This is a genomic window from Roseateles sp. YR242 (genome assembly GCF_900109745.1).
In the GTDB taxonomy this organism is placed as follows: Bacteria; Pseudomonadota; Gammaproteobacteria; order Burkholderiales; family Burkholderiaceae_C; genus Roseateles.
Genome location: NZ_FOAV01000001.1, coordinates 432,705 through 450,519, shown reverse-complemented (window position 1 = coordinate 450,519; position 17,815 = coordinate 432,705). Strand labels below are relative to the sequence as shown.

The 17,815-nt window shown below is 64.8% G+C and carries 14 protein-coding genes, 1 tRNA gene and 1 pseudogene; 6 read left to right on the top strand and 10 right to left on the bottom strand.

What is annotated here, in order from left to right; translation table 11 throughout:
• Positions 1 to 48: 48 nt before the first annotated feature.
• Complete coding sequence (locus tag BMY53_RS01950) at positions 49 to 1,089, bottom strand: RNA methyltransferase (protein ID WP_092943068.1); 1,041 nt, start codon at positions 1,087 to 1,089, stop codon at positions 49 to 51.
• Positions 1,090 to 1,389: 300 nt separating this feature from the next.
• On the opposite strand from BMY53_RS01950, the gene ispD reads away from it, so the two are divergent.
• Positions 1,390 to 2,130, top strand: coding sequence for a 2-C-methyl-D-erythritol 4-phosphate cytidylyltransferase (ispD, locus tag BMY53_RS01945; protein ID WP_255369988.1), 741 nt, complete (start codon positions 1,390 to 1,392; stop codon positions 2,128 to 2,130).
• A 52-nt stretch (positions 2,131 to 2,182) separates the two neighbouring features.
• Positions 2,183 to 2,674 (top strand): 2-C-methyl-D-erythritol 2,4-cyclodiphosphate synthase, encoded by a 492-nt coding sequence (gene ispF, locus BMY53_RS01940; RefSeq protein ID WP_092943064.1) that lies wholly within the window; start codon positions 2,183 to 2,185, stop codon positions 2,672 to 2,674.
• Between the two features lie 5 nt (positions 2,675 to 2,679).
• Here ispF and BMY53_RS01935 read toward each other — a convergent pair whose 3' ends face one another.
• Together BMY53_RS01935 and ompR are read right to left on the bottom strand one after the other, a co-directional pair.
• Positions 2,680 to 4,005, bottom strand: coding sequence for an ATP-binding protein (locus BMY53_RS01935; protein WP_092943062.1), 1,326 nt, complete (start codon positions 4,003 to 4,005; stop codon positions 2,680 to 2,682).
• A 46-nt stretch (positions 4,006 to 4,051) separates the two neighbouring features.
• Complete coding sequence (gene ompR / locus BMY53_RS01930) at positions 4,052 to 4,780, bottom strand: osmolarity response regulator transcription factor OmpR (RefSeq protein ID WP_092943060.1); 729 nt, start codon at positions 4,778 to 4,780, stop codon at positions 4,052 to 4,054.
• A gap of 172 nt (positions 4,781 to 4,952) precedes the next feature.
• On the opposite strand from ompR, the gene BMY53_RS01925 reads away from it, so the two are divergent.
• Positions 4,953 to 5,708 (top strand): SIMPL domain-containing protein, encoded by a 756-nt coding sequence (locus BMY53_RS01925; protein ID WP_255369987.1) that lies wholly within the window; start codon positions 4,953 to 4,955, stop codon positions 5,706 to 5,708.
• A 77-nt stretch (positions 5,709 to 5,785) separates the two neighbouring features.
• Here the strand turns inward: BMY53_RS01925 and BMY53_RS01920 are convergent, their stop codons facing one another.
• Complete coding sequence (locus tag BMY53_RS01920; RefSeq protein WP_092943056.1) at positions 5,786 to 6,568, bottom strand: 3-hydroxybutyrate dehydrogenase; 783 nt, start codon at positions 6,566 to 6,568, stop codon at positions 5,786 to 5,788.
• Positions 6,569 to 6,616: 48 nt separating this feature from the next.
• Between BMY53_RS01920 and BMY53_RS01915 the strand changes: the two genes are divergently transcribed.
• The 3 genes from BMY53_RS01915 (at position 6,617) to BMY53_RS01905 (ending at position 10,059) form a co-directional block, all read left to right on the top strand.
• Positions 6,617 to 7,489, top strand: coding sequence for an alpha/beta fold hydrolase (locus BMY53_RS01915; protein ID WP_092943054.1), 873 nt, complete (start codon positions 6,617 to 6,619; stop codon positions 7,487 to 7,489).
• Between the two features lie 61 nt (positions 7,490 to 7,550).
• Positions 7,551 to 9,827, top strand: coding sequence for a RelA/SpoT family protein (locus BMY53_RS01910; protein WP_092943052.1), 2,277 nt, complete (start codon positions 7,551 to 7,553; stop codon positions 9,825 to 9,827).
• Between the two features lie 155 nt (positions 9,828 to 9,982).
• A tRNA-Val gene (locus BMY53_RS01905) sits at positions 9,983 to 10,059 on the top strand.
• 60 nt (positions 10,060 to 10,119) lie between these two features.
• On the opposite strand, the gene BMY53_RS25810 is transcribed toward BMY53_RS01905, so the two are convergent.
• The 6 genes and pseudogenes from BMY53_RS25810 to BMY53_RS01875 all read right to left on the bottom strand — a co-directional run bounded on the left by BMY53_RS25810 (position 10,120) and on the right by BMY53_RS01875 (position 17,814).
• Complete coding sequence (locus BMY53_RS25810) at positions 10,120 to 10,329, bottom strand: site-specific integrase (protein WP_092943050.1); 210 nt, start codon at positions 10,327 to 10,329, stop codon at positions 10,120 to 10,122.
• Between the two features lie 490 nt (positions 10,330 to 10,819).
• A complete protein-coding gene (locus BMY53_RS01895) occupies positions 10,820 to 11,242 on the bottom strand; it encodes a hypothetical protein (protein ID WP_092943048.1) in 423 nt (140 codons plus the stop codon).
• Between the two features lie 517 nt (positions 11,243 to 11,759).
• Positions 11,760 to 12,497 carry a DNA/RNA non-specific endonuclease gene (locus BMY53_RS25285; protein WP_143073879.1) on the bottom strand — a complete coding sequence of 246 codons (738 nt, stop codon included), beginning with the start codon at positions 12,495 to 12,497 and terminating at the stop codon, positions 11,760 to 11,762.
• A 243-nt stretch (positions 12,498 to 12,740) separates the two neighbouring features.
• Positions 12,741 to 12,893, bottom strand: a pseudogene (locus BMY53_RS25280) (IS5/IS1182 family transposase); the annotation flags it as partial.
• A gap of 267 nt (positions 12,894 to 13,160) precedes the next feature.
• On the bottom strand, positions 13,161 to 15,815 hold the full coding sequence (locus BMY53_RS01880) for a hypothetical protein (protein WP_092943042.1): 2,655 nt from the start codon (positions 15,813 to 15,815) through the stop codon (positions 13,161 to 13,163).
• 106 nt (positions 15,816 to 15,921) lie between these two features.
• Entirely contained in the window at positions 15,922 to 17,814 is a 1,893-nt protein-coding gene (locus tag BMY53_RS01875; protein ID WP_092943040.1) for a sensor histidine kinase, read from the bottom strand.
• Position 17,815: the final 1 nt, after the last annotated feature.

Sequence of the window (17,815 nt, the reverse complement as noted above, 5' to 3'; positions counted from 1 at the left end):
CGCCGCGCAGCGGGTGTTGGCGGGTCGGTCGGCTGATCAGTCGGCTGATCAATCCGCTGACTGGATCGGGATGGTACGGCCGCGTTGCGGCGGCGCCGCTCGCGCCCTCAACTGACCACACCCGCCGTCCACGTCCTGGCCGGCTGAATCTCTCAGCTTGGTCAGGACGCCTCGTTGATGAAGACGGCGAGCAAGGTCGCGTGCCTTCTCCCATTCCGGCCGTTGGAAGGGAAGTTCGGGCACGCTGTTGTAAGGAATCATGTTGAGCACACCGTACTTGCCTTTGAGCAGAGCCACGATGGCGTCGAGTTCATCGTCGCCGTCGTTCACACCGTCCAGCAAGGTCCACTGGTACTGGATCGGGTAGCCCGTTTCACGGGCATAACGTTCTCCCGCTTCCACGATCTCCTGCGGCGTCAACCTGGACGCGCGCGGCAGCAACTCGCGACGCAGCCCGGGTTTGGTGGTGTGCAGCGACAAGGCCAGGGCCGGCTTGACTGGCCCGCTGGCCAGCCGTTCGAACACGCGCGGGTCACCCACCGTGGAGAACACCAAGTTCTTGTGGCCGATGTTGCCCACCGTGCCCAGCAGCTGAATCGCCTCCATCACCGCTTCCAGGTTGTGCGAAGGCTCGCCCATGCCCATGAAAACCACCTTCTTCACCGCGCGACGCTGACGCGCGAGCGCGACCTGCGCCACGATCTCGGCACTGCTGACCTGGCGGATCAGGCCATCCCGGCCGGTCATGCAGAACTGGCAGCCCACCGCACAACCCACCTGGCTGGATACACACAGGCCGTCACGGGGCAGCAACACGCTCTCTACCGTCTGGCCATCCCGCAATGCCACCAGCAGCCGGGCCGAGCCGTCGGCACCTGGGTGTTCTTCCACGAGACGGGTCAGTCCATCCAGGTCGGCCATGAGCTCGGGCAGGGCGTCTCGCACGGCCTGCGGCAGGAAATGGTCCAGCTTTCGGCGGCCCTGGGTAAGCGGCAGCGCCTGCACCCAATGGCGCAGCACCCGCTCGCGGTGGGCGGTGTTGGCGCCCAGGGCGCTCAGGCGTTGCTCAATGTCTGGGATGGAGAACACAGTGGGAAACCTGGCGGAGAGCAAAGCGGCTGTTGAGCCGAGTGGAGCGGTTGGGCGGAGACGGGGTAGGCCGATATCAGTCGGCTAGACACCACAAAGGACGGGCCGAGGACCCGCCACCGGGCGACATGCAGCCGAGCAATCCAACCCGGGACGACGTCTGCCGCACACCCGATGCCGGCCGCGCTGAGCTGACAGCCTTCATGGACGTCTACCGAATTCTCGCTGAAACTCGCGGGAAGGCGCCGGTCGCGCTGGCAGGGTGAGAGGCGCTCTCCAGGCGCTCTCTACAATGGCCTCATGAGCGATTTTCCGATGGGCGTGGTGCCTCGTTGTTTTGCGCTGGTGCCCGCCGCAGGCGTCGGCACCCGGTCCGGTGCCGATCGCCCCAAGCAATATGTGCCCCTGGCCGGCCAGGCCATGATCGGCCACACGCTGGCCGCGCTGGCCGCCGTGCCCCGCATCGAAGCCACCTTGGTGGTGCTGTCGGCAGAGGACGACCAGTTCGAGCAGGAAGTGCCTGGTTTCACCGGCCCGCGAGCCTGGGTGGCGCGCTGTGGCGGCACCACCCGTGCAGACACTGTGGCCAATGGCCTGCAGGTGCTGCGTGAGCAGGGGGTGCTGGCCCATGACTGGGTCCTGGTGCATGACGCCGCGCGTTGCCTGCTGCGCCCGGAATGGGTGGACCAGCTCATCGACGCCTGCGATGACGACGAAGTGGGCGGGCTGCTGGCCGTGCCGGTGGCGGACACGCTGAAATCCGTGGAGGGCCCTACCGGCGGTACGGCGCCCTCAGGCGAGCCTCGGGTGGCGGCGACCGTGGACCGGCGCGGCAAGTGGGCAGCGCAGACGCCCCAGATGTTCCGTTGGGGTCTGCTCGCGCCAGCGCTGGCCGGCGACCTGGCCGCCGTGACGGACGAGGCCAGCGCGGTGGAGGCCCTGGGCCACCAGCCGCGGCTGGTGGAAGCGTCCATGGAGAATTTCAAGGTCACCTGGCCGGCAGACTTCGCGCTGGCGGAGCGTCTGCTTCGCAGCCGCTGAACCGCGCATCTGAACCGGCACCTCCCCATCCTCAAGACCACAAGCGATTCACATGCAGACTCCATTCCGTATCGGTGAAGGCTGGGACACCCATGCCCTGGTGACCGGCCGACCGTTGATCCTGGGCGGCGTGACCGTCCCTCATACCCATGGCCTGTTGGGGCACTCCGATGCGGACGCGCTGGCGCACGCCATCACGGATGCGCTGCTGGGCGCCGCGGCGCTTGGCGACATCGGCAAGCTGTTCCCGGACACCGCCGCCGAGTTCAAGGGGGCGGACTCCATGGTGCTGCTGGCCGAGGCCTATCGGCGCGTGAAGGGGGCGGGCTGGGTCATCGGCAACCTCGACAGCACCATCATTGCGCAGGCGCCGAAGATGGCGCCCCACATCCCGGCCATGCGGCAACGGCTGGCGGAGGTGCTGGGCATCGACTTGCAGCAGATCAACGTCAAGGCGAAGACGGCCGAGAAGATGGGGCCCGTCGGAGAGCTGCGGGCGATCGAGGCGCGGGCCGTCTGCCTGTTGCTGCGGGCAGGGGGCTGAGCCCGTCAGACGTTCGCGCGCTTCAGCCGCAACTGCGCCACAAAGCCGCTGTCCTCGGCATTGGCCAGGCGCAACTGCGCGCCCAGGCGCTGCATCGATTTTTCGACGATGGCCAGGCCCAGGCCGGCGCCCGTCGCTGCCGTGCGGGCACTATCACCCCGGTAGAAGGGCGTGGTCAGCTTGGCCAGCTTGTCCGGTGGCACGCCGGGGCCGTGGTCGCGCACGGTCAGCAACACCCAGGCGCTGTCGGCCTCGGCGGTGACCTCCACACGCGCGGGCTCGTCGCCATGGCGGCCGTAGCGGCGGGCGTTCTCGAACAGGTTCAGCATGATGCGGCCGAACTCGGTGCCGTCCGTCCAGATCCGCAGCGCTGCCGAGAGGCGCACGCTGATCTGGATCTGCGCCGGGTCCCGGAAGCCCTGGGCCTCGCGCTCGACCAGTTCACGCAGGTTCATGGCGGTGAGTTGCAGCTCGCTGGGGCGGGCGTAGTCCATGAACTTGTTGATGATGGCGTCGAGCTGGTCGATGTCCTGCGCGATGAACTGGCGGGCCTGTTCGTCGGTGACGCTCATCTCCGCTTCCAGCCGCAGGCGGGCCAGCGGCGTGCGCAGGTCATGCGAGATGCCGGCCAGCATCACACTGCGGTCTTCTTCCATCTTGGCCAGCTCGCGCGCCATGCGGTTGAAGCCCATGTTCACCTCGCGGATCTCGCTGGTGAGGGTGCTTTCGTCCAGGCGGGAGTCGTATTCACCTTCGCGGATGCGGCTGGCGGCAATGGAGAGTTCACGCAGCGGCTGGTTGATCAGCCGCGCGATGGCCGCCGCCCCCAGCAGAGAGGCGCCCAGTGCGATGACGATCCACCACCAGTTGCTGGACATGTTGGCCTGCAGCGGGGCGGGGTTGGTCTGCAGCCAGAACTGGTCCGGGCCGACATCGAACCGCACCCACAGGCCGGGCACACCATTCAGGCCGCTGGCCAGCACCGTCTGCGGGCCCAGGCGAGAGACCAGTTCCTTGCGCAGACGCTGCGCAAAGGGGGAGTTCTCGTAGGGCATCCATCGGTCGGTGGCTTCGGCCACCTCCACCTGGACGGCCTCACTGCGGGCCAGGGACTTGACGACAGCGACGCGGTTGATCGAGTCGGTACTGGAGAGCGCCACACGTGACAGGTTCACCAGTCCGCCCAACTGCTGGGCAGCTTCGAGCGCCTTGGGCTCAGCCTCCAGCGCCTTGAACGTCTGCTGCCACGCCAGCACCCCCGCCGCCAGCAGCAAGGCCAGCAGCGCGAAGGTTCGCCAGAAGAGGTTGAGCGCTAAGCGGGGTGGGGTCACAGCGGGTGAATGTCCGAGTTCTGCCGGGTCAGTCTGCCAGCCAAGGTCAGGCGGCTTCGTCGGGCACGAACACGTAGCCCACGCCCCACACCGTCTGGATGAAGCGAGGCTGTGCCGGGTCTTCTTCCAGCAGCTTGCGCAGGCGGGACACCTGCACGTCCAGGCTGCGGTCGAAAGGTTCGAACTCGCGGCCGCGGGCCAGCATGGCCAGCTTGTCGCGCGACAGCGGTTGGCGCGGGTGGCGCACCAGGGCCTTGAGCATGGAGAACTCGCCTGTGGTGAGCGGCACCGGCTCGCCGTTCTTCGAGAGGCGACGCAGCGCCAGGTCGAATTCGAACGGGCCGAAGTTCACCGTCATCGGCTCCTTGGACGGCGCCCCCGGTGCTTCCGGCGGCGGGCGGCGGCGCAGCACCGCGTTGATACGGGCCAGCAGCTCGCGCGGGTTGAAAGGCTTGGCCAGGTAGTCGTCGGCGCCCACTTCCAGGCCCACGATCCGGTCCACCTCTTCGACCTTGGCGGTCAGCATGATGATGGGCGTGCTGTCGCCTGCAGCGCGCAGGCGGCGGCAGATGGACAAACCATCTTCGCCAGGCAGCATGAGGTCGAGCACGATCAGATCGACCGTCTCGCGTGTCAGCTGCTTGTTCAGTGCCTTGCTGTCCTCGGCCAGCAAGACTTCGAATCCCTCTTGCGCCAGATAACGGCGCAGCAGGTCGCGAATGCGTGCATCGTCGTCCACGACCAAGACGCGGTTGGGGCGGGTGTTGCTTTGCATGGCGGCCACTCCTGAATTTGTAACAGCGGCACTGTAAGGGCGTTTTTTGGCCTTGTTTGCGGTATGCAGCAGCCCTTACGGGTTAGTTACAACTTATGTAACGGCTCCCGGTGATCCTTGGCAGTCTCCCCCGTTGTTATGCTGGTTACCCCCGACTTTGGTAGGAACCCGAATGACACGAAAGCAACACTGGTTGAACCACTGGATGGTGGCGGGCTCGATGGGCACGCTGCTTGCCGTCTCTGCCACCACCCTTGTACAGGCTCAAACCGTGGGGCCGCGGACCGATGTGCTCAACCTCCAGGCCTCCGCCAGCACCGAAGTGGCGCGTGATCTGCTGACGCTGACGTTCTCCACCACCCGGGAAGGCAAGGAGCCCTCCGCCGTCCAGGGTGAGCTCAAGCAGGCGCTGGATGCGGCCTTGGCAGAAGCGCGCAAGGTGGCCAAGCCTGGTCAGGTCGATGTGCAGGCCGGTGCGTTCTCGGTCTACCCGCGTTATGGCGAAGCCCGCGTGAACAACAGGAGCAACGCCACGCAGATCACCGGCTGGATCGGCAGTGTGGAGCTGGTGGTGAGGGGGCGGGACATGGATGCGATCTCGCAGCTGACCAGCCGTATCCGGACGCTGAACATCGCCGGGGTGAACTACGGTCTCTCCCGGGAGGCTCGTGAGAAGGCCGAAGAGAGCGTGGTGGCGGATGCCATCGCAAACTACAAGACCAAGGCCGGTCTGTACGCCAAGCAGTTTGGTTATCGCGGCTTCCAGATCGGCGAGGTCAGCGTGAACACGGACGGCGGCGCGCCGATGATGGCCGAGCGCATGTACAAGCCGATGGCCACGGCTGCTGCTGACATGGCGCTGCCGGTGGAATCCGGCAAGGCCACGGTCACGGTGAGCGTGAATGGCAACGTCGTGATGACGCGCTGAGTTCGGTCAGCGCGAAGGCCGCCGCTGCCAGAATGCGGTGGCGGCCGCCGTGGCGTTCTGCTGAGGTGGCGCTCTGTTTATTGCGCCGTCCAGCCACCATCCATGGCCCAGGCCTGGCCCCGCACGTTGACGGCTTCGTCTGAGCACAGGAAGACGGTGAGGGCGCCCAGCTCCTCCGGCGTCGTGAACTGCAGCGAGGGCTGTTTCTCGGCCAGCAACTGGCGCTTGGCCTCGGCCACCTCGATGCCTTCCTTGGTGGCCCGTGTGTCGATCTGCTTTTGCACCAGCGGTGTCAGCACCCATCCAGGGCAGATGGCGTTAACCGTCACTGGCAGCGTGGCGGTTTCCAGGGCTGCGGACTTCGTCAGCCCGATCAGGCCATGTTTTGCCGCCACATAGGCCGACTTGCCGGCCGAAGCCACCAGGCCATGGGTGGACGCGATATTGACGATGCGGCCCCAGTGGCGTTGTTTCATTCCCGGCAGCGCCAGACGCATGGTGTGGAAGGCACTGGTCAGGTTGATGGCAATGATCGCGTCCCAGCGGTCCACCGGGAACTCATCCACGTTGGCGACGAACTGAATGCCGGCGTTGTTGACCAGGATGTCGCAGCCCCCGAAGTCCTTGTCGATGTAGGCCATCATCGCTTCGATCTCGGCTGGCTTGCTCATGTCGGCCCCGTGATAACCCACCTTGATGCCGTGCGCCTGGCCTGCGGCTTCCACCTCCTGGCGGGGACCTTCCGTGTCACCGAAGCCATTGAGCACAACATTGGTGCCTTGACGCGCCAGCGTCAGGGCAATCCCCAAGCCGATGCCGCTGGTCGAACCAGTGACCAGTGCCGTCTTGCCTTTCAACATGCCAGGTCCTCTTCAGGGTTGTTAGGATGGATGCAAAGGATACGAGCGATGTCTGAACCCTTGTTGAAAAATGTCCAGGCGCTGAGCCCGTGCGGTCTCCACCGGATGGCCTATTGGGAGTGGGGGCAGGCCGACAACCCCCGGGTACTGGTCTGTGTGCATGGCCTGTCCCGCCAGGGGCGGGATTTCGACGCGCTGGCGAGCCGCCTCAGCGACCGCTACCGTGTCATCTGCCCGGATGTGGTGGGCCGTGGGGAATCCGACTGGCTCGGCGATCCCCGCAACTATCAGTTGCCCCAGTACGTGTCGGACATGGTGGCACTGCTGGCCCGGCTGGGGGTCTCCCAGGTGGACTGGTTGGGAACCTCCATGGGAGGCTTGATCGGCCTGGCCCTGGCGGCCATGCCGTCAAGCCCGATCCGCCGGCTCATCCTCAACGATGTGGGGCCGACCATCGAATATGAAGCGCTGCTGCGCATTGCCGGTTATCTGGGCCGGGCGCCGCAGTTCGAGACCTGCCAGCAGGGAGCCGACTACCTGCGCAGCATTTCCGAAGGCTTCGGTCCGCACACGGACGAACAATGGCTTGCGCTGTCGCTGCACATGTTCAAGGCGGATGGCGACCGTTGCCGCCTGCATTACGACCCCCGCATCGGCCAGGGCCTGGCCGGGCTGACGCCCGAACTGGCCAAGGCCGGCGAGGCCCAGTTGTGGGCCGCCTATGACGCCGTCCGCTGCCCGACCCTGCTGATGCGCGGCGGCGTCTCGGACCTGCTCAGCGCCGCCACCGCCCAATCCATGACGCAGCGCGGCCCCCGTGCACGTGTGGTTGAATTCCCGGGTGTCGGCCATGCGCCGACCTTGGTCACCGACGATCAGATCGCCGTGGTGGAAGGCTTCCTGGAGGGGAGCACCCCTTGATTCGATCCAGGCCCCCTGTGAAGCAGGCGGCGATCGGACTTAGCAGTAAGAAGTTCGCGTTATGAAGACAGAGTTGGGCTTGCGTCCCGAGCAGGCCTCGCCCATCGTGGCATTGCTCGAGGGCGACCTCCCCAGCCGCCTGCCGGCGGCTCAGCCAACCCGCGCCGAGGCCATCGACCCGATCGAGCGGGCCCGTGCTTTTGCCGAGCCCCTGCTGGCAGGCCATGTGCTGGATACCGGCGAGCTGGCGCTGGACCACGCGGACGGTGTGGCCGCCATCCTTGCCGGGGTGGGCGCGGCGCCCTCGATGCGGGCGGCCTCCTACCTGGTGTATGCGGGGGACTATCTCAACAAGCCGGAAGAGATCGTCGCCAAGGCCTTTGGCGAGAGTGATGCCAGCCTGGTCAGCCACACCCGCCGTCTGGTGCAGATCCAGCGTGCGGCCCGTGAGGCCAAGGTGGAAGACCAGCGCCGCCAGGAGCAGACCGAGCTGGTTCGCAAGATGCTGCTGGCGTTTTCGCGTGACCTGCGCGTGGTGCTGCTGCGCCTGGCGTCCCGCCTGCAAACGCTGCGTTGGTTCGCTGCCAGCAAGACCGCCTGCCCACGCGCGCTGGCGGCCGAATCGCTGCAGGTCTTTGCGCCGCTGGCCAACCGGCTGGGCATCTGGCAGATCAAGTGGGAGCTGGAGGACCTGTCCTTCCGCTTCATGGAGCCCGAGCAATACCATGAGCTTGCCAAGGCGCTGCATGAGAAGCGGGTCGAGCGCGAGCAGTCGGTGGAATCGGTGCGGTCCACGCTGGAGCAGGCGCTCCAGTCGCAAGGGCTACAGGCCCAGGTGCAAGGCCGCCCGAAGCATCTCTACAGCATCTGGAAGAAGATGCGGGGCAAGGGCCTCACGCTGGAGCGGGTCTTCGATCTGCGTGCGCTGCGAGTCATCGTGCCGGACGTGGCGGACTGCTATGCCGTGCTGGCCCGCCTGCACGAGCTGTACAAGCCGGTGGACGGCGAGTTCGATGACTACATCGCCCGACCCAAGCCCAACGGCTACCAGTCGTTGCACACGGTGGTGCTGGCTGACGACGGCCGGCCGATGGAGGTGCAGATCCGCACGCGCGCCATGCATGAACACGCTGAACACGGTGTGGCGGCGCATTGGGCCTACAAGGAGGCCGGCACCAAGGGCTATGCCGGCGTGACGGCGGCGGGCGAATTCGAAGAGCAGGTGGCCCAGGCCCGCAAGGCAGTGCTGCGGCAACTGCTGGCCTGGGAGCGGGACTTTGTCGCCGAGAGCGGCCCTACCTTCGATGACCGCATCTATGTCTTCACCCCGCAGGCCAATGTGGTGGAGTTGTGTGCGGACGCCACCGCCGTGGACTTTGCCTATGCGCTGCACACCGACCTCGGCCATCGCTGCCGCGGTGCCAAGGTGGACGGGCAGATGGTGCCGCTCAACACCCCCCTCAAGAGTGGACAGACGGTGGAGATCGTGGCGCTGCGCGAAGGCGGCGGGCCATCCCTCGACTGGCTGAATCCCGAACTGGGTTATCTGCAGAGCCAGCGCAGCAAGGCCAAGGTGCGAGCCTGGTTCAACGCGCAAGCCCAGGCCCAGACCATTGCCAAGGGGCGGGAGCTGGTGGAAAAGGCGCTGCAGCGCGAAGGCAAGACGGCCATCAAGCTCGAAGACCTGGCCGGGCGCCTGGGCTTCCGCAACGCGGACGCCTTGTTCGAGGTGGTGGGCAAGGACGAATACTCGCTTCGCAACATCGAGACACTGCTGCGCCCCCCCGTGCCGGAGACGGACGAGGACGCGCTGCTGGCCCAGAAGCACATTCGCGGGCCGGCCGCAGAGGGGCGGGCGCCCAAAGGGGGCGTGCTGGTGGTGGGGGTGGACTCGCTGCTCACCACGCTGGCGCGTTGCTGCCGCCCGGCGCCACCGGATGTCATCACCGGCTACGTGACACGCGGCAAGGGCGTGGCCATCCACCGCTGCGATTGCGCCAACCTGCGCGAGATGGCGCGTAGCGCGCCGGAGCGTGTCATTGCGGTGGCCTGGGGCGAGCCCGCATCGGACAAGACGGGCAAGGCCCCGCAATATCCGGTGGACCTGGTGGTGGAAGCGGTGGACCGGCCAGGCCTGCTGCGCGATGTGCTGGAGCTCTTTGCCAAGGACAAGCTCGCCGTCATTGCGGTGAACCAGCAAAGCGGCAAGGGCAAGCCGACACGTTCCGATCTGTCCCGCATGAATTTCACCGTGGAGGTGAGTGATGCACAGCGGCTGAACCAGACGCTGAGTACGCTGGTGCAGTTGCCCGGGATTCGGAGTGCGCGGCGGCGTTGAGGCGGGCGAGCCAGCACAAGGCGTTTGGTGGGAGCTGCTCTGGCCGATGGATAGGTCAAATGCGTCTGCGTGACGCATTGCGCGTACGCTAATCGCGCATTTCTTTGGTTTTGACCTGAAAGCGCATTTTTCCGGGCTATACTGCGAAGCTCTTCAGGCGCATAGCTCAGTTGGTTAGAGCACCACCTTGACATGGTGGGGGTCGTTGGTTCGAATCCAATTGCGCCTACCAAATTCAGACCCCGGTAAGTCGTTGATTTCAAACGGCTTTCCGGGGTTTTCGCTTTCTGGCTCACCCTCTCGGTGGGAAGTTGGTGGGAAGAAGTGCCAGCGCCGCCCGCAGTCGTTCGGTGCCCGTGTCGTTGCGGGCCAGCCAGCGAGCGTAGCTGTCGAACAGCACCTGGATGCTGTGCCCGGCCTGAGTTGCGACGTACATCGGATTGACGCCGGCCATGCAGAGCGCGGTGCAGTAGGTGTGGCGCGTGGCATAGGCCCGGCGCACGCGGATCCCACAGCGGCGCGGCGACGTCGATCACCAGCAACTGCCCCTGGCCCAGGGTGTGCTCCGTGACCTTGGGCTGCGTCGGAGCCGGGGCTGGCCGGTGTGGCTTCTCACGCTTCAAGTTCTGGCCGCCCCACAGGCCCACGGATGCGCCGATCAGCAGCAGCACTACGGCGCCGCCAATGGTGACCTCAATCTCGCGCTTCGGTTTTTCCATCATCCATCCCCTGATGGGGCGCGAGTCTAGCCACCGGTTGCGACGTGTCGATGGGAGAAAAGACCGAGCAGGGCGCTCATCGCCGGGATGAGTCAAATTTGCGCCTTACGGCATAAAACCCGAGGGCCGCTACGGCAACGCCTGCACCGAGTCCGATCCAAGCGAGGCGCCAGCCATCATCAATACTGGTGTCCGGCGGTGCTGTGTAGAGGGAGATAACCACGCCAAGAGGCCCGCAGACAACGGATAGACCGATGAAGATCAGCAGCCGTTTCATCGGAATTTTTCCAATGTGGGGCAGTTCAGGTAGAGCCCGGCGGAGCTGCCTCCAGCCTGGACGATTGATTCAAGAAAGCCCGCGCAGTTGTTGGGTAGCACCATCCAGGTCCAGGGCTTGGACATGAGTTCGTCAACCTTGGCCTGAGCCTTTTCGGGGTACTTGATCGGCACAGCAACCCTGGAGAGCACACGCTTCTTGTGCTCCTTCAGGTAGCGTTTGAAGCCGTCTTCACGCATGTATTTTGGGCGACTCCGGATGCCGGCAACGTGGAAATAGTACGGGGCCGCAGCTCCGACCTGTAGGATCATGTGCCCGCATGGATTCCAGGTGTCCCCGCTCACGGTCACCGCAGTGGTCTTGTCAAACTCAAACGCCTTGGCCATGCAGACGTTCAGCTCCTCACCATCGTAGGCCATTTCCTGTCCTTTTCTGTCTAAGGCTCAGGAGCCTATCGGGAGGGACGCAGAGGCTTGTATGACCAAAGACATTGGGCTCGCCGCCCGACGGCCGTGGGAAGTTCGGTGGGAAGTTGGCGGGTGACAATGGGTGTCTATGGACACCTTCTAGCGGGCTGGGGGCCCATGTCTACGTGAGTCGGAGGCTACGAATTGGTTCGAATCCAATTGCGCCTACCAAATATACAACCGCGGTAAGTCGTTGTTTTTCAACGGATTATCGGGGTTTTCGCTTTCTGGCACTTCCTCTCGTGGGAAGTGCTACTTACATCGGATTGACCCCGGCCATGCAGGGCGACCGAGAGGGCGAAGAATAACGGGCTCTCTGCCCGATATGCCTTTCCACACCTGCGGGGAAAATCGGCTCAGCCCAAGCCATGGGCGGTGCCGGCCAGTTGGCCAGCTCCTCGGCCCGGATCGGGTACTTGGGCTTGTCCTTTTCCCAGGACCTGGCGCCACCGAAGGACTTCAGGTTATTTCAAATTTTCCGGCTTTTTCTCTTTCTTGAAGTTTCCTTCTCCAGAAAGTCCTCGTCGTCGTAATCCTCCTTTTCCTCCGAAGAGTCATAAAGGTCATCTTCGTCAGCGCTATTGTCATCATTGTTATTGGCTCTAGCTGGCGATGAGATTGGACTGCGAGTTGGTTTTGCAGACGACATAATGTCGCCCTGTATGATGGGTGTTATCCCATCGCCTACTAAATAGGCAACAAAGGTAATTTCATCCTGCGAATTTGCGTCGTCGATCTCTCGCTTCATCTCCTCCTCAAATGGCTTGTAGTGGCTATTGTTAGTGCCGCCATCCTGGGCGAACATGTTTTTCGGATCAGATCTTCCTCCATTTTGGGAGGCGAGGATATGACCACGATTGGGTACTTCGAAGTCGTTCCCAAGTGGACCAACTTCAGCTACTCTTTCGTCGTTTATCTTGCAGTAAGCTCGATATTTGTCAACATTGAGCCAGCCAGTGTTTACGACACCGCTATTTCCTTTGAACTTGGATTTCTTGCCTTGGGCCATCAGATCTACCCGGTCATCACTTTTGGCGGTGATCCTCACATCAATTTGCCGTTGAACCGGTAGTGCCGCCCCCATCGACTGAAGCAGCCGGCGCTGCGCAAGCATACGCGGGCTCGAATCTACTAAATCATTTGTTGCGCCTGAATTTTCAGCGGCAGAAGCGGTGGCCTCGGGTTGCGAGCGATGGAACTCTTTCATTTGGCACCCAATAGAGGAATGATTAAACTGGCATGGTGCCCGATGCCTTGAAGCTCACAATCAGCTCGCCTCTCATTTTGTCGCTCTCAATGTCTGAAATGCGCTCTGCTCGCAGTCAGCCGGGTTGGGCTCGCTATCAGGGATATAGACCGGGCCCGCCTAACAGGCTGCTGAAATACTGCCGCGACTCACGCCCTGCACCGGATTTCGCCCACCCGAAGCCTTGCTCGATGCGTTTGCGCGGTCCTTGCCCTGCTTATCCTTGCGAACAAAGCTCTTGTGGCTGGCCCACGCCTGGATCAACGTCCCATCGACGCTGAAGTGCTCGTTGGATAGCCAGTTCTTCTGCTCGGCCTGCGCCAGCACCTCGTTGAAGAAGGCCGCCACCGTGTCGTGCTGTGAAGTTGGCGGGCGTTGTTGGGTGTCGCTGGGTTTTCGCTTTTCCGCACCGCACCGCACCGCATCGCCCGAGCTGCAGAGTTTTACAACCCGGACCTTCATGATCCGGCCCATGGCGCGGAGGCCTGGTTAAGATCCGCGCCGAGCCTCACGGCTCCACGCTCGGCCTCCCTGGGCGTGCGGCACATCACTTTGTGACGCGCTGTTGGTGCCTCGGCTCTGGCCGGGGCTTTTTTTTCGATGAACGCATGCCGCCGCCGGGGCTCAATGGCCCTCGGCGAACTGATAGCCGATCCACACCTGTACTTGCCTTAGCTCGGTCAGATCCAGCGCTTCTCCATGCGGCTGTGCCGCCGGCAATCGCAGGCTCCATTGGCCGCCAACGCCCCGGCCCCAAAACGACAGCGCCAACGGCGCCGAGAGCGGCGTGTTTTCGCCGAAGTCCACGCCGTCCAGCATCAAGGGCGTGACGGGCACCACCAGCACTTCGTATTTCGCTTCCAGCAGTTGCGTATCCAGTCGTCCATCCGCGTCGAACTGCAGGTACTGGCTGCCGTGATGGATCTGGCAGGACACCACCCCGCTGGCCGTCCTGGCGCCGACAAGCGCCACAGCCACGCCTCGCACCTTGGTCTCCCGACCGTTCGCTGCCAGGGCGTCCAGCGACATCGTGAAGGGCAGGGTGCCGGTGCGCTTGAACGTCGCAAACGGACCTGGTGTGCCGGCCTCGGTAAAGGACAGCCGCACCGTGTCGGCATGCGCCGGCCGCCGCAGGTAATTCAGATAGGCCGCTTGCAGCGAGCTCACCTGGAGCAACTGGTTCCATGAGGCCTGGTAGGCCGGCACCAACGCCCGAGCCGCATCCGGCATGCCGTCCGAATACGCGCGGGTCAGGTCCGGATGGATGCGTCCCGCGTCCATGGCGACCGGGGGTGGCTCCGCCAAGGTATAGATCTTCAGCGATCGAGCAGCGAAGAAGGCAAAGCTCAACAGCGTATCGACCTGCGCAAGGGCGGCCTCAATGGCCCCCAGGCCGGTCGACCGGATGATCAGGGCATCGTCTTCGATGCCTTCTTCTGCACTGGCGATGAAGGCGAGGGTCTGCTGTAGTCGGCCCACGCGGCCTTCATGCGCCTTGCGCTTTTGCTCGCCGATGGCGACCTGGTTCTTGGCCAGCAGCAACTGATGCGCGAGCTCCACGCCACGTTTCACCAGCTCGACGGACGGTGCGTTCTGCTCGGTCTTGCCTTCGTCGAGCTTCTGGATGACCGTCACGAAGTTGACGATGGCCTTGCCCGCCGCCACCACCGCCTTCACGTCCTTGTCCACCTTCTCATAGGCAGTCTTGATCTTGGCCACATCCTTGTCATCGCTCTTGAACAGTGCCTTGCCGACTGGATCGCTGGTGTCCATGACGGCAGAGGTCAGGGAGATGACTGCCGGCACCAGCGCGACGAGGCTGGCACCGGCTGAGGGAATCGCGCCGATGACGGCCACCACCGCCTCGGCAATACCGGCCACGACCCCCAGGACGTCCCCGACGCTGAACGGCTCCTCCCGCATGGTTGCCATGGCGGCCCGTATCTCGGCGGCCACCTGGTCAAGCTGTTGTTGCAGCCATTCGGTCTCGCTGATGGCATCCTTCTGCTCACGCTTGAGAATGCCGAGGTCGTCCTGCACGCTGGCCAAGGCGTCCTGCACGATCATCTTCTGGCTCACCGCCAGATTCCGGATGGCGTTCAGCTGGGTGGATACCAGCATCTCGGTCAGGCCCTGGTTGAAAAAGCCGCTGATCAGCGGGGCGAAGTCAGTGAAGGCCGAGAGATAGCGTTCGAACTCGGGCACCACATCCACGTCGCGGGGCTGGCCCACGGGTGTCAGCCCGGCCTCCAGCATGTCGAGCAGGCGACGTGCGTCCGGGTTGTCGTTTTGCAGCAGGAGCGCGGCCTTGAATTCGGCGGCGGCCAGCCGGCCCTTGCCGTCGTCCGGCTGGGCTTCGGGCTTGAATTGGCGGAAGTGGTACTCCCCCATCGCGATCCGGAAAGGGGCCCAGAAGTTGGCGAAGTTGAACACGGGGTCCGAATCCAGCAAGGCCAGCATCTGCGGCCCATACGCCGCCTCGGGCAACACCGTGATCGCGGGCGGCGGGGCGTTGCCACTCACGCCATGGGCGCCGTCAGTTCCGCGCCAGGGTGCATTCTCCTCCGTACGGATGGGGTCGGGACACAAGCGGCCGTCCTGTCCGAAGACCGCCCCCTTGCCACCTTCGCCGCCTGCACCGTTGTCGTTGATCAAGGTCGGTTGATGGATGGGCGACGCGGAGATCAAGGTCAGCACGCCACCTGAGCCGCCGTTCCCTCCGGCGCCACCGCTGCCGCCACGGCCGCCGTGCGTTCCGTCATAGGCGCCGACCACCGCCCCGTTATCATCCTGGCGCCCATACCACCCGTCGCCCCCGTTGCCACCGCGCCCGGCGTTGCCGCCCCGCGTGCCGGACGTTCCGGAGGCGTCGATCCGGACGTCGATGCCGCTGCGGCACATCAGTGTCACGTTGCAACCCGGCTGACCGTCTCGTCCCGCATGGCCATTCCTGCCATCCTTGCCTGCGGATACGGGGATGGTCTGTCCCCCGGCAGTCCGGAATCGGGCATCCGCCCCGTTCGCGCCATCCAGCGCCGGGTCCTCCAACGCCTGCGGCTTGAGCGAGCCGCTGGCATTGATGCGGCCACCTGTGCCGATGTACTGATCCGCAATGATGACCAGCGGCCGATGCTGGATTTCGAGCACCGGAAAATCGTTGGCGAACCTGACCACCCTTGCCAGCAGGAAGACGGCCCCGTCGCCGTCAAAGCTGTTGTAGAAGTCCTGCACGGCCTGATTGACGACCAGCTCGTCACGGATGATGGGAAAGTTGGCCATGAAGATGCTCCCGCGTTTATCTGGGTGAGTGCCCCAATCTAGAAAACGGGCGGCTACTGCGCCATACCGCCTTGGCGTAACGGCATCCCGTCTTTGCGGGATGGCCTCAATGGGCAGCAGAAGCCGCAGCCATCGCCTGCGGCACCGTCAACACCACGCATGTCCCGCCGTCCTGCCGCGGGCTGATGTGGAGCGATCCGCCCAGTTGTTCGGCCCTTGCCCGCATGTTGTCCAGCCCCCGGCCACCCGCACGAGCCGGCGAGGGCAGCCCGACACCGTCGTCGCCAATGGAGAGGGTGACCACCGTGCCGGTCTGCTGCAGCAGCAGGTCCACCCGCGTCGCCTGCGCATGCTTGACCACGTTGGTGAGGGCTTCCTGAGCGATCCGCAAGATCTGCAGCGTTGTGTGCGGCGCCAGCGGCAACCCTTCGTCGGGCACATCCATGGCCCATTCACAGCGCAGGCCGGCGGCTTGCAGCTCCGCCTGCCATCGGAACATGAAGTCGCCAAGGGCGGTGAGCAGGTCCTGATCGTCCGGTGCCAGGGCATCCAGGGCGAGGCGCATGTCGGAGATGCAGGCCCGCAGCGAGGCCGCCATGTCCGGTGCGGCCATGACGCCGCGCTCCACCCGGGAGAGGGTGGTGAAGAGTTTGGACCCCAACCCATCATGGATCTCGCGCATGATCAACCGCCGCTCCTGCGCGGCCGCATGTTCGCGCTCCAGTTCGGCCAGGCGGGCGTAGTTCGCGGCCAGTGCCCGTTCCCGGTCGGCAACGCGGGACTCCAGCGTCTCATTGAGTTCCCGCAAGCCACGCACGCTGCTGACAAAGCGCGCCGACAGCACGCCCCCCATCGTCAGCAGCAGGAAGTTGGCGCCATGGTGCAGCAGGAAGTAGCGCTCGGCCGCCCAACCAGGGGCCAGGCCCGCAAAGAGCTGGGGGTGCCACACCACCAGATAGTCATGGACCCCGGACACGGTGGCCACCAGCAAGGCCAGCGGCAACCAGGCGGACGACCAGGTGCGCTGCCGCCATGTGGAGACGAACGCCACCACGACGGCGGCGATGCCCACAGGGATCAGGCCCGCCACCCAGATGCGGTTGACCTGCGCATCGTTGCCCAGCCCGGCCATCACGAACCACAGCGGCCCCGCCAGCCAGTAGAGCAACAGCCCTCGCTCCAGCCAGGGCTGTCGCAGCCCGGCCAGCCGCGCGGCAAACAAGGCCATCACCACAATGAAGCCGCCGGTGCTGGTGACATACAGCAGCCGCCACCACGGCCATCGATCCGGCGGCATGACCTCCATCACGAAGGTGAGGGTCCGGATGCCCCAGAGCAGCGTGGCCACGCCGAACCAGCCGTACAGGACCTCTTCCGGCAGGCGCCACCAGATGAGCAACACCAGCACCGACACCACCAGGCAGCCGCCAATGGTGAGCTCCGGCAGCGTGTGCACCCAGAAAAAGCGCCGGTCATACAGCGGGCGCAGATCATCCAGGGGACCGATGCGAAAGCGCGGCACGTTCAGCACCGTCTCACCTTCCACGGGCACGGCATGGACCCACAGCGAGTTGGTGCCGGGCTGCAGCACCCCTGCCGGAATCGAGACGAGGTGTGGCCGCTCCCAGCGGACGTGGACGGCATCGGTGGAGACCGGAATGTCCCCGATCAAGCGCCCGTTCAGCCACACCTCGCCGCCACCGTACAGGTAGGGCAGCAGCACCGCCCAGAAGCCCTGTGGCGTGGCGGCGGCTTCGAATTCCATGCGGAACCACGCGGCGCTGGGCGGGCTGCCCGCTGCGGCGGGTTGGCTGACGGGCAGGCGAATGGGCTGCCAGACGCTGCCAAGCGCCGAGGGGTCTGGGGAGGCACTGTCCTGCGTGTGCGCCTGCGCGAACGTCAGCACAGTGGCTTCTTGCGGCGGTGACGGGGCGGCCTGCCATGCGATCAGCAGCACCGCCGCCCCCAGCGCGATGGCGCCGATCAGCAGGCGCCGCATG

Bases quoted from the DNA above. Each gene is read 5' to 3' on its own strand.
- ispD (WP_255369988.1), top strand. From the start codon at position 1,390: ATGAGCGATTTTCCGATGGGCGTGGTGCCTCGTTGTTTTGCGCTGGTG.
- ispF (WP_092943064.1), top strand. From the start codon at position 2,183: ATGCAGACTCCATTCCGTATCGGTGAAGGCTGGGACACCCATGCCCTG.
- ompR (WP_092943060.1), bottom strand. From the start codon at position 4,780: ATGCAAAGCAACACCCGCCCCAACCGCGTCTTGGTCGTGGACGACGAT.
- BMY53_RS01925 (WP_255369987.1), top strand. From the start codon at position 4,953: ATGACACGAAAGCAACACTGGTTGAACCACTGGATGGTGGCGGGCTCG.
- BMY53_RS01920 (WP_092943056.1), bottom strand. From the start codon at position 6,568: ATGTTGAAAGGCAAGACGGCACTGGTCACTGGTTCGACCAGCGGCATC.
- BMY53_RS01915 (WP_092943054.1), top strand. From the start codon at position 6,617: ATGTCTGAACCCTTGTTGAAAAATGTCCAGGCGCTGAGCCCGTGCGGT.
- BMY53_RS01910 (WP_092943052.1), top strand. From the start codon at position 7,551: ATGAAGACAGAGTTGGGCTTGCGTCCCGAGCAGGCCTCGCCCATCGTG.
- BMY53_RS01895 (WP_092943048.1), bottom strand. From the start codon at position 11,242: ATGGCCTACGATGGTGAGGAGCTGAACGTCTGCATGGCCAAGGCGTTT.
- BMY53_RS25285 (WP_143073879.1), bottom strand. From the start codon at position 12,497: ATGAAAGAGTTCCATCGCTCGCAACCCGAGGCCACCGCTTCTGCCGCT.
- BMY53_RS01880 (WP_092943042.1), bottom strand. From the start codon at position 15,815: ATGGCCAACTTTCCCATCATCCGTGACGAGCTGGTCGTCAATCAGGCC.
- BMY53_RS01875 (WP_092943040.1), bottom strand. From the start codon at position 17,814: ATGCGGCGCCTGCTGATCGGCGCCATCGCGCTGGGGGCGGCGGTGCTG.